The 11462-nt window shown below is 44.4% G+C and carries 16 protein-coding genes; 5 read left to right on the top strand and 11 right to left on the bottom strand.

Annotation, left to right across the window (positions count from 1 at the left end):
* From B4K20_RS17000 to B4K20_RS03215, 9 genes are all read right to left on the bottom strand, one after another.
* On the bottom strand, positions 1–110 hold a 110-nt coding region (locus B4K20_RS17000), incomplete at its 3' end, for a hypothetical protein (RefSeq protein WP_414683364.1).
* Complete coding sequence (gene alr / locus B4K20_RS03180; protein ID WP_289281857.1) at positions 103–1188, bottom strand: alanine racemase; 1086 nt, start codon at positions 1186–1188, stop codon at positions 103–105. The genes B4K20_RS17000 and alr, both read right to left, overlap by 8 nt.
* Before the next feature lie 2 nt (positions 1189–1190).
* Complete coding sequence (gene dnaB, locus B4K20_RS03185; protein WP_286305495.1) at positions 1191–2612, bottom strand: replicative DNA helicase; 1422 nt, start codon at positions 2610–2612, stop codon at positions 1191–1193.
* Between the two features lie 102 nt (positions 2613–2714).
* The gene (gene rplI / locus B4K20_RS03190; RefSeq protein ID WP_349676198.1) at positions 2715–3263 is read right to left on the bottom strand and encodes a 50S ribosomal protein L9; all 549 of its coding nucleotides are present in this window, start codon (positions 3261–3263) and stop codon (positions 2715–2717) included.
* A 36-nt stretch (positions 3264–3299) separates the two neighbouring features.
* Positions 3300–4226, bottom strand: coding sequence for a DUF2232 domain-containing protein (locus B4K20_RS03195; protein ID WP_289281858.1), 927 nt, complete (start codon positions 4224–4226; stop codon positions 3300–3302).
* A gap of 33 nt (positions 4227–4259) precedes the next feature.
* On the bottom strand, positions 4260–4487 hold the full coding sequence (gene rpsR / locus B4K20_RS03200) for a 30S ribosomal protein S18 (RefSeq protein WP_007146026.1): 228 nt from the start codon (positions 4485–4487) through the stop codon (positions 4260–4262).
* A gap of 30 nt (positions 4488–4517) precedes the next feature.
* Positions 4518–4856: a 30S ribosomal protein S6 gene (gene rpsF, locus B4K20_RS03205; RefSeq protein WP_007146027.1), complete on the bottom strand. Its 339-nt coding sequence runs from the start codon at positions 4854–4856 to the stop codon at positions 4518–4520.
* 117 nt (positions 4857–4973) lie between these two features.
* A complete protein-coding gene (rlmB, locus tag B4K20_RS03210; protein WP_289281890.1) occupies positions 4974–5714 on the bottom strand; it encodes a 23S rRNA (guanosine(2251)-2'-O)-methyltransferase RlmB in 741 nt (246 codons plus the stop codon).
* Between the two features lie 25 nt (positions 5715–5739).
* Complete coding sequence (locus B4K20_RS03215) at positions 5740–6414, bottom strand: OmpA family protein (RefSeq protein ID WP_286305498.1); 675 nt, start codon at positions 6412–6414, stop codon at positions 5740–5742.
* Between the two features lie 94 nt (positions 6415–6508).
* Here B4K20_RS03215 and moaB point away from each other — a divergent pair, with 94 nt between their 5' ends.
* From moaB to B4K20_RS03240, 5 genes are read left to right on the top strand one after another with little or no spacing between them, the layout of a single operon-like run.
* Positions 6509–7024, top strand: a complete 516-nt coding sequence (gene moaB / locus B4K20_RS03220) for a molybdenum cofactor biosynthesis protein B (RefSeq protein WP_286305499.1) — start codon at positions 6509–6511, stop codon at positions 7022–7024.
* Positions 7024–7275 carry a glutaredoxin family protein gene (locus tag B4K20_RS03225; protein ID WP_286305500.1) on the top strand — a complete coding sequence of 84 codons (252 nt, stop codon included), beginning with the start codon at positions 7024–7026 and terminating at the stop codon, positions 7273–7275. Before moaB ends, B4K20_RS03225 begins: the two co-directional genes overlap by 1 nt.
* A gap of 51 nt (positions 7276–7326) precedes the next feature.
* On the top strand, positions 7327–8214 hold the full coding sequence (locus tag B4K20_RS03230) for an alpha/beta fold hydrolase (RefSeq protein ID WP_289281859.1): 888 nt from the start codon (positions 7327–7329) through the stop codon (positions 8212–8214).
* 43 nt (positions 8215–8257) lie between these two features.
* Complete coding sequence (rnd, locus tag B4K20_RS03235) at positions 8258–9403, top strand: ribonuclease D (RefSeq protein ID WP_289281860.1); 1146 nt, start codon at positions 8258–8260, stop codon at positions 9401–9403.
* Between the two features lie 3 nt (positions 9404–9406).
* The gene (locus B4K20_RS03240) at positions 9407–10306 is read left to right on the top strand and encodes a carbohydrate kinase family protein (RefSeq protein WP_289281861.1); all 900 of its coding nucleotides are present in this window, start codon (positions 9407–9409) and stop codon (positions 10304–10306) included.
* Positions 10307–10331: 25 nt separating this feature from the next.
* On the opposite strand, the gene B4K20_RS03245 is transcribed toward B4K20_RS03240, so the two are convergent.
* On the bottom strand, positions 10332–10817 hold the full coding sequence (locus B4K20_RS03245) for a phosphatidylglycerophosphatase A family protein (RefSeq protein WP_286305505.1): 486 nt from the start codon (positions 10815–10817) through the stop codon (positions 10332–10334).
* Positions 10801–11462: thiamine-phosphate kinase (thiL, locus tag B4K20_RS03250; protein WP_289281862.1), on the bottom strand; the 662-nt coding region annotated here is incomplete at its 5' end. The genes thiL and B4K20_RS03245, both read right to left, overlap by 17 nt.

Genomic DNA, 11462 nt, shown 5'->3' on the forward strand with positions numbered 1-11462 from the left:
ATCTCTTCTTCCAGACTATTCCACGCTCCACAGTCAGAGCATCGTCTCGCCCACTGTGGTGTTTGCGCGCCACACTCTTTGCAAACATAGACCTTTTTGACTTTAGCCATCTTTCACATCCCTGTTAACGCGTTTACTCAAGACAGTGACGAGTTCATAAGGAATGGTGCCAGCATAGTTGGCAATCTCTTCCACCATCAACTCTGAACGTCCCCATAACAACACTTCATCACCGACATTTGCCTGAATACAATCCGTCAGATTGATACAAATCGTATCCATGGAAATACGTCCAATCACCGGACAGCGTTGACCTTGAATAACCACTTCAGACTGGTTAGACAAATGACGACTATAACCATCACCATATCCAATACTGGCGACACCAATGCGGGAAGGTTGCTTCGCCGTCCAGTCGCCACCATAACCAACCTGTTCACCTGTATTGAGGTCATAAGTTGAAATCAACCGTGTGGTTAACTGCATCACTGGCAGTAAGCCATGTTCAGCAGACGTCGTTTCTGCAAATGGAGAAATACCATACAACATTAAACCGGGACGAACCCAGTCCAAGTGTGACTCGGGATATGCTAACACTGCAGCAGAATTAGACAAACACACTGGCAAGCCCGTTTTTTCTTTCAGACTGAGCATGTGTTCAAGTTGATGTTGATTACGGATGTCACCAACAAGATCAGAGTTTGCAAAATGACTCATCAAGCCGAGCTCATGGTTCATATTGCCTGACGCATGTAAACCACTGATGATTGCCTCAACCTGTTCGGGTCGAATACCAAGACGATGCATACCACTATCAACCATAATCCAGTTAAATTTTAATGGCTGACTCAATGTCATTGACTTCAATACATCGACCTGAGAACTCAGATGTATCACTGGCGATATACTTAACTGTGCTGCAAGCTGAAAATCATCAGCCGTATTTACACCTTCAAGAATAACTATTGGAAGTGTCACACCTTGCTGTCGAAGTGATACAGCTTCTGACAGTCTGGCAACAGCAAAGGCATCACTCTGCTTGAGCGCTTCTGCTACAGTAATGACGCCATGTCCATACGCATCAGCTTTGATAACAGACATCACCTTACTGTTTGCAGCCGATTGCTTCGCGCGTGCAAGGTTATGCTGTAAAGCTGGAACAGAAATAGTTGCCGAGGGGAAAGTCAATGCTACTCCTCGCCGTAGCTCGGGTAATTATCCTGATCATCGTAGTAACTTGGGGCAAAATTCTCAAAGCGTGTGTATTTGCCCTGGAATGTCAGCGCCACGGTACCGATTGGGCCATTACGCTGTTTACCAATAATAATTTCGGCCTTACCTTTATCAGGCGAATCCGAATTGTAAACTTCATCACGATAAATGAAGACAATAAGATCGGCATCCTGCTCGATCGCACCCGACTCACGTAAATCCGACATGACTGGACGTTTATTCGGACGTTGTTCCAGGCTTCGGTTCAACTGTGATAAAGCAATTACCGGTACTTCAAGCTCTTTACCTAAGGCTTTCAAAGATCGTGATATTTCAGAAATCTCGGTTGCTCTATTTTCAGTCGCTTTACCAGCATTACCCTGCATTAATTGCAGATAGTCAATCACGATTAGACTCAAACCATGCTCACGTTTGAGACGTCTGGCTCGTGCACGCAACTCAGTCGGGCTCAATGCCGGGGTATCATCAATGAACAGAGGGGCTTCATTCAACAGGGCAATGGCAGATGTCAAACGCGGCCAATCATCGTCATTTAACTTACCGGTACGTAATCGATGCTGGTCAATTCTGCCCAGAGAAGACAACATACGCATGGCCAATGCATCAGCAGGCATCTCCATACTAAAAACGGCGACCGGTTGTTTACTATGTATGGCACCATTTTCAGCGATATTCATGGCGAAGGTAGTTTTACCCATGGATGGTCGGCCGGCCACAATTACCAAATCCGCTGGTTGCAAACCTGAGGTTTGTTCATCAAAGTCAAGGAATCCGGTCGGGAGACCGGTGATTGCACTATCTTGCTCAAATAAGCTATCAATTCTATCAACAACCTTACTCAAGACATCTTTCACCTGAATAAAGCCGCCACCACGTTTTGCGCCTTTTTCAGCAATTTCAAACACATGACGCTCAGCAATATCGAGCATGTCTTCTTTGCTCATGCCTTCAGGCTTAAACGCCATATTGGCAATGCTGTTACCGACTTTGATTAATTGACGAAGGATTGCGCGTTCGCGAACGATTTCAGCATACGCGGCAATATTGGCAGCACTTGGGGTATTACGAGCCAGCATGCCAAGGTAAGCGAGTTCACCGACCTGATCCAGCTCACCACGTTTATCATGCCACTCAGCCAGTGTAATCACATCAACCGGTTGTGACTGCTCCATTAACTGTGCAATTGCCCGATAGATTAACTGATGGTCATGACGATAGAAATCTTGCTCAACAAGAAGATCCGCCACTTGTTCCCAGGCAGAGTTATCGAGCATTAATCCGCCAAGCACTGACTGCTCAGCTTCGATTGAATGAGGCGGCACTTTCAGTGCTTCTGTGGCAGAATCCTTAAATGAATCAAAATAATTTAAGTCTTCCACAGTGTTAATAGCCTCTAATTAACTAAGAAACAATTCTCATAAACGAGATGATGACAATAAAAAATGGAGGCTAGGCAGCAAGCTCAGCCTCCATATTTTTTATTACGCTTCTTCTTGAGCTTTAGCAATCGCTTCAGCTTCTTCCAAAGCTGCTTCTCTTGCTTTTTTCGCTTCTTCCGCTTCTGCTTTTGCTTGCAGTTCAGCTTCTGAGCTTACATTGACTTTAACCACTTCAATCACATCTGCATGCAATTGAATGTCAATGTTGTATTCGCCTGTATGACGTAATGGACCTGTCGGTAAACGAACTTCATTACGGTCAATATCCGCACCAGCAGCATTTAATGCATCAGCAATATCTGCAGCGGTAATTGAACCGAATAATTTACCCTCAACACCAGCGTTAGCCATGATATCAAGAGAACCGGCAGCCACTAATTTTGCTTTACGCGCTTCAGCTTCAGCTAATACTTTCGCTGCTGCAGCTTCGAGATCTGCACGACGTGCTTCAAACTTTTCTCTGTTTTGCTTAGTTGCAGGTAACGCTTTACCTTTAGGTACTAAGAAGTTACGTCCGAAACCAGACTTAACACTCACTTCATCGCCCAGATTACCAAGCTTTTGAACTTTTTCTAGCAATATAACTTGCATCGTTCTACCCTCATACGCAATCAGATGATTGCTTATTCAAATACCCGTACCACTCTTTTCAGAGCGAGCACGTAAATTAAACCACTGATCTATTACACCAAGACTAGCTAGTATCATTACCATTTGTGGCAACATAATCACAAGCAAAACATAGATTGTAATCAACCACGCTTTACTTTTTTGTTTTATCGTCACAATAGCATGCACGATAGCCAATCCCTGGATACCAAACACCACCAGCATCACAGGCAAGCAATCCATTAGCCAAGGCACATAACGACCAAAAGTAGTTAATGCCATAGCCATGAGTACTGCTGTAAAAACAGCAGGTGCTTTACCCAAACGCAACTGTTTAAACTCTGCGCCAAAGGCACCTGGATTATAAAGCTGAGACTGCCAGGCCCGACCGATGATAATGCCTAAAATTGCATTCAGACAGACGCCTGCCGCGACTAGTCCCGTCATCAAGCCCGATAATCGTATGCTTACTTGTTCAGTCTGCATAGCATTTAACTGCCAGCTGGGCTGTTGACTTAAATTGTCAATAAATGGCCTCAACATTTGCTGCCACCATGAGGTGGTATCAGGGATAAACAGATGCATCATTAGTACAACTAAAATGCCCAGTCCACTTGCCGTCAAAAGTGACAGCGCAAATGAACGTGTGTACCCCAGAACCAGTGTTACAAGATAAACAGGTAACCAACTGGTCAGCAAAACTAAAGCTGCAACCCATAATTGCCCGACCAAAAATCCAGCCAAAAGAGCAAAAACAACCAGTGTTGCCAAGATGACCCTCACACCTTCGCGTGGGCCCATTCTCAATGTTGTTAACGAAATCACCCCACTCGATAAATAATTCAGAGGAGGAAATATAATCGCTAACGCAGACAATACCGCTGTCGTTGCCGCCGCTTTCCAGCGGCCTTGCATGGCATAGGAGGCAATAGCTTTAAACAGCATAGCTGATATGTTTAGTTGCTTAGATCAAGACAATTATTTATGCATGTCGCAGTATGGCAACAATGCTAGGAAACGCGCACGCTTCACACAAGTTGAAAGCTGACGCTGGTAGCGCGCTTTAGTACCTGTGATACGGCTTGGTACGATTTTTCCGGTTTCTGTGATGTAATTTTTTAACAGATTTACATCTTTATAATCGATTTGTTTAATGCCTTCGGCAGTAAAGCGACAAAATTTTCTACGTCTAAAAAAACGTGCCATTATAAATTCTCCTAAAAGTCTGTAGCAGTATTAAGCTGATTTTTTCTCGTCTTCTTTTTGCATCATAGGTGAAGCTTCAGTAACGGCTTCTTCCATGTTAACAACAAGATGACGAATCACAGCGTCGTTGAAACGGAATGCAGTTGTCACTTCATTCAGTTGTTCAACACCACATTCAACATTCATAAGAACATAATGCGCTTTGTGTACTTTATTGATTGGATAAGCAAGTTGACGGCGACCCCAATCTTCTAAACGATGGACTTGACCACCTTCGCTTGTCAGTGTTTGGGTATAGCGCTCGATCATGCCAGGCACTTGTTCACTCTGATCAGGGTGGACCAGAAACACGATTTCGTAATGTCTCATTTGAGCTCCTCACGGTTTAAACAGCTTTATGGTCTGTGCCACAAAGCAAGGAGTTTTGCTTCTCTGAAAAATCAGAATTAAAAGCAATCGAACATTTTACTTGAATTCAGATACTTATCACAAGCCACGTTGACGAAATGCTTCGAATAAACAGACACCAGCTGCCACTGAGACATTGAGACTTTCCGCTTCACCCTGCATAGGAATGAAGACCACCTCATCGCAGTTTTCACGAGTTAGGCGACGAATTCCCTTACCTTCCGCGCCAAGCACAATGGCCATAGGTCCTGTTAGTTTTGTTTGATAAAGACTGGTCTCACTCTCACCTGAAGTTCCTACCAGCCACACACCTCTTTGCTGAAGCTCATGCATCAACCGCGCAATATTGGTGACCTGAACAAAAGGTAAGCGCTCAGCTGACCCACTGGAAATTTTTATCGCTGTTGCTGTTAAGCCTGATGCTCGGTCTTTAGGTGCAATAACTGCGTGCGCACCCGAGGCTTCGGCTGTGCGCAGACAGGCACCGAGATTATGCGGGTCTTGCACACCATCAAGAATCAGCAACAATGGTGGTTCATCGAGATTATCGAGTAAGTCGAATAAACCTTTTTCATCCAGACTGTCTAAGGGTCGGCACTTTGCCACACACCCTTGATGCTGCACATCCGGTGCGAGTTTTTCGAGTGTTTCACGTTCAGAATGATGAACAACGACGCCCTGCTCCTGCGCAGCATTCAGAACATTCTCAACACGACTATCGTGACGTTCGGCAGCAAGCCATATTTCCTTAACTCGGCTGACAGGCACGTCAAGTGCGGCCTGCACAGCATGCAGGCCAAAAATGATATCCGGATCAATCGGGGCGTGATGTGCCGTTTTATTTTTACGGCGTTTGATAGGCTTCAGACTCTTGTCCTTCAATAACGGGTTTAACGAATAGTTCAACACGACGATTTAATTGCCGTCCAGCTTCCGTGTCATTTGTTGCTCGCGGCTCACTTTCGCCCTTGCCGATAGCAAATAAACGATCGGAAGACACGCCTTCCGCTGATAAATAATCAACAACAGACTGCGCTCTTCGCTCTGATAGTTTCATATTGTAACTTTCTGAACCGACGCTGTCTGTATGGCCTACGACATGAATAATGGTATTCGGATATCGCTGTAAGATGTCCGCCACTTTATTCAATGTCGGCGTAAATGCTGACTTCAATGAGGCACTGTCAAAATCAAATGAGACTTCGCTAGAAATATCAATTTTGAGGGTTTCGTTTTCTAATTGCTGAATTTTCAACTCATTGCGAGCTTGCTCATCAGCTAATGCTGCTTCCATTTCCTTCTGCTGTTTATCCATGTAATAACCCACACCTCCACCAGCTAATGCACCCACGGCAGCACCTGCTAACACACCACCTGTACCGTCATCTACCGCATAGCCTAATAATGCACCTGCGGCAGCACCTACAGCGGCACCTGTTTTTGTTTTTTGATTAGGGTCATTGGCAGCACAACCACTGAGAGTTGCCGCTATGAGTGAGGCCAATACAATTTTTTTCATCTCATTTTCTCCTAGAGAATTTTATGGATTTCTAGACCGTAGACCGGTTGCTGATTATACTTGTTCCGATAGTTTCAATCTTTACAGGTAGCAAATGGGTACTGAATTTATTCCTATCAATATCGCTATTTTGACAATATCCGATACACGAACGAAAGACAATGATGCCTCTGGTGACGTGTTGCAAGATAAGGCCACTGCCGATGGCCACAATGTCAGCTACAGAGATATCGTGGCCGATGATACTTATCGCATAAGAGCTGTTATTTCGCAGTGGTTAGTTAATGATGATATCGACGCCATCATCACGACAGGCGGCACCGGTCTTACAGGACGAGATGGTACGCCAGAGGCCGTGAAAGTTTTGTTTGATAAAGAGATTGAAGGCTTTGGTGAATTATTTCGTGCACGTTCGTATGATGTTATCAAAACATCTACAGTACAGAGTCGAGCTATTGCCGGTTTAGCTAATGGGAAATTTATTTTTTGCCTGCCTGGCTCCAAAGGGGCCTGCATAACAGGTTGGGATGAGATTCTCCACGATCAGTTAAATGCCAGCCATAAACCATGTAACTTTATCGACCTGATACCTCGTCTATTAGAAAAATAATGATAGTCATCCAATACACAACGGCTGGATGTCATTTATGTGAACAAGCTTTAGCGCTGCTGGAAGAAACATCCAAAATAAATGACATCAACATCAAGCTTGTTGAAATTGGTGATGATGATAATTTGGTCAACCAGTTCGGTGTGCATATACCTGTTGTCGAGTTTCCTGATCAGCAACGACTATACTGGCCGTTTGATCTGACTGAGCTTAACCAGAAAATTCAAGAACAATCATCTTCTTACACGTAAACTTCACATCGATAAAATTAAGCTCAGATAAGATTATTATCGGAGCTGATAATGCCAGTGAAACTCATAACCATCGTGTTCGTCCTCAGTGCTTTGTTGACTAATATGGCGACTGCAGGTCAATATCCAAAAGCACCGGGTGTTCGTTATGATGTCGGTGGATATAAACTGCACATGCTCTGTAAAGGCAAAGGCGTTCCCACTGTTCTTATCGATACCGGATTGGGAGACGACTCAACTGCCTGGTTCGATATTCAAAACGATATGGCCAAAACCACTCAAACCTGTGTTTACGATAGAGCAGGCTACGGCTGGAGTGATACAGGCCCTCAACCTCGCACCAGTGTAAGAATCGCTAATGAGTTAGAGCTCTTGGTCAACAAAGCTAATCTGCAAGGTCCGTTTATCCTGGTTGGCCATTCATTTGGTGGATATAATATGCGGGTGTTTGCAGCCAATAATCCTGACAACGTTAGTGGTATAGTGCTTGTCGATGCCTCTCATGAAAACCAATACGAACAACTCAATATTAAATTGCCGCAAAACTACGACCGAAAGAGAAACATCATCATCCTGCCAAAACCATCCAGTGATCTGCTCACGGCTGAGCAGTCGATGCTGAAAGAACGAGCCATAAATGCAGCACGAACCGAAATTTCCTCACTTTACCAAAGTGCGTTGCAAGTCAAGCATCTCGAGCATCTGCCAGATGTGCCTTTGGTTGTCATCAGTCGCGGTCAAAGCGAATGGCAAGGCCAAAAGGATGGTGAAAGTCGCGAAAAGATCTGGGTCCACCTGCAACAGGAGTTATGGAAGTTAACGCCTCACAGCCAGCACCTGTTTGCGTTTCAGAGCGGACATGATATTCACCTTCATCAACCTGAGATTATCACAAGTGCGATTGTCGATATGGTATCAACCAGTCAGGTTATGCATTGAAGAGTAAACTGGCTATACTGTGTTCCTTTTCTAAAGACACAGCATGACAATTCAGTTTGTAAATACACAAGCCGGTCTTGAAACACTTTGCCAACAGCTAGCCGACAGCGACTGGCTTGCCGTTGATACCGAATTCCATCGCGAAAAGACCTACTTTCCACAACTTTGCTTAATCCAAGTGGCGAATCATGATGTTATCGCCTGTGTGGATCCACTAGCAATTGAAGACCTCTCACCGTTAATGGCATTGTTTTACTCTGATGACATGACCATTGTTTTTCATGCGGCAAGACAGGATTTAGAATTATTTTTCTTGATGCAGAATGCACTTCCACCAAAAGTGTTTGATACACAACTCGCTGCAACGGTTCTCGGCTATGGTGATCAAATTGGTTATGGCAATTTGGTTAAACAATGTCTAGGCGTTGAACTCGATAAAGGTCAAGCCAGAACAGACTGGCGACAACGGCCTCTTTCTGAGGCCCAAGTAGAATATGCTGCTGATGACGTTCGCTATCTTCGACAAGTTTATTTACAACTCCTTGATGAGCTTAATAGAACAGGTCGTGTGGAGTGGTTAAGTGATGACTTTGCGGCATTAACTGCAATAGAAACCTATCAGGAAGATCCACAACAAAGCTGGCTAAGGGTGAAAGGTGCTGGCAGATTAAAAAGTCAGCAACTTGTCATACTGCAAGAACTTGGCGCTTGGCGTGAGAAACGAGCCATTGAGCTTGATTTACCTCGTCGCTGGATTTTGAAAGATGATGTGATGCTGGACTTAGCTCGCTTCACACCAATGACGCTCGATGCAATGAAAAAAATTCGTGGCCTAGAAGCGCGTGATATAGACCGGTATGGCAACACCATCATCAAAGTCATCACCGCAGCAAAAGATATTCCGAAAGAAAAGTGGCCTGTATTGAAACGACCTTCAGCGCTTAGTAATCAGCAAGAAGCACTGATTGATGCGTTGATGGCATTATTAAGAAAAAGTTGTGATGAACAATCCATCACCCCTTCTGCAGTGGCTACACGTAAAGATATTGAATCATTGGTGCGGGGCCAGGATTGTGCTTTATTACATGGCTGGCGCTATAAAATTATTGGGCATACCTTGCAAGCATTCATGCGAGGAAAAATCAGTATTCAGGCCCACCCTACCCATCTAGAAATAAAGGAAAGTTAAGTTATGTCAGTGCTTATTTGTGGCTCATTCGCTTTCGACAATATTATGGTTTTTCCTGATAAGTTTAAAAACCACATATTGCCGGACAAAGTGCACATGTTAAATGTGGCCTTTCTGGTGCCAGAGTTACGTCGTGAGTTTGGTGGCTGTGCTGGTAATATTGCCTATAACCTGAAACTACTTGGTGACAACCCTGTGCCAATGGGTACGGTAGGAACTGACTTTGCGCCATATGCAGAATGGATGGATGCGAAAAATATTAAACGTGATCATGTCCATGTTAAACAAGGTCATTACACGGCTCAGGCTTTTATCACGACAGATCAGGATGACAATCAGATTACAGCCTTCCACCCAGGCGCGATGAACTTGGCTCACGAAACGACTATTAGTGAAGCAAAAGATATTAAACTGGCTATTATTGCCCCTGATGGTCGTGACGGCATGATCCAACATGCTGAACAATTAAAAGCCGCTGGAATCCCATTTATCTTCGATCCAGGTCAAGGCTTACCGATGTTTAATGGTGATGAATTAATGGCCTTTGCAGAACAAGCCAGTTATATCGCTCTTAATGATTATGAAGCGCAGTTATTCATGGACCGCACAGGACTGCCAGAAGAAGAAATCGCTCGTCATGTTGAAGCATTGATTATCACACGTGGTGCTGAGGGCTCATATATCTATACTGAAGGTAAGCGAATAGAGATTGCCTGCCAAAAAGCTGCCCAGGTGGTTGACCCAACCGGTTGTGGAGATGCATATCGTGCTGGTCTATTACACGGCATTTTGCATGGAAAAGACTGGGAAGAGACAGGCAGAATCGCTTCGACGCTAGGCGCGTTAAAAATCGCTCATCATGGTACACAAAACCACCAGATTGATGCCGCCTCTATTCTATAAAGCAGCAATATTGATGATCGTCGGGTTAGAAAAAGTACGCTATCAGCTGAAGTACCAACAAAGCATATAACCCGGCGATAACATCATCTAGCATCACTCCAAAACCACCATGTAGTTTTTTATCAGCCAGGCTCACTGGCCAGGGTTTCAAAATATCAAACAGCCGAAACAGCACAAAACCCAATACAATCCATAACCAGCCACTGGGCGCGGCGAGCATGGTAATTAAATATCCCACGATCTCATCCCACACAATGGCAGAAGGATCATCTTGCTGTAACCAGTCGACCGTTTTTTGACAAAACCAGACGCCAAGAACGAAGAGCAAGGCGGTCAATAGAAGATAGCTAATAATAGGTAAAGGTTGCATCAGGTAAAAAACCGGAATAGCGGCTAGCGTACCAAAGGTACCCGGTGCCTTTGGAGCCAAGCCAGAACCAAACCCATACGCTAAAAATGCCGTTGGTCTTTTTAATAATTGTGTGAAGGTGACTTTAGACAAAATGGTCATACCCTTTGCTTGTGATATCTAACACTGATGGTTGTCCCTGTTCATCTAAGAGAACAATTTTTTGTTCTTCCGTAATTTCACCAATCTGTTGAATATCTAAATTTAGTGTTTCAAGTGCCTGGACGTGCTCTGCAGGAACCGTAAAACAAAGTTCATAATCATCTCCGGAACTCATCGCTAATTGCCAAGCCTTGGCTTTATCCAGTTTCTGCAGACTAGGTGATAATGGTATGTTGTCTAGGTAAATTCTTGCGCCTTTGACACTGGCTTCAAGAATATGGCCAAGATCAGCTAATAACCCATCAGAAATATCAATGGCAGCATTTACAAACGGCTGAATTTCTCGGGAGATGTTTACTTGAGGTATGGGTTGCTCCAGCCGTTTATTTAAAAAAGACCAATCTTCCTCAGATAACTCCTCAGGCTGCCATGATGCTAAACGTTTCTGCAAAGCAGCTCCCGCATCACCAAGCGTACCAGTGACATAGATTTTATCGGCTGATTTAGCATGATTACGCTGAAGCTGAGCCCCTTTTTTCACCTGACCATGCACTTGAATGCTAATAGTCAACGGACCTTTTGTGGTGTCACCGCCAACAAGCTGAATATTATATTGGTCGGCTAACTCCGCCATGCCTGACGCAA

The organism is Methylophaga sp. UBA5088 (genome assembly GCF_002414625.1).
Taxonomy (GTDB): domain Bacteria; phylum Pseudomonadota; class Gammaproteobacteria; order Nitrosococcales; family Methylophagaceae; genus Methylophaga; species Methylophaga marina.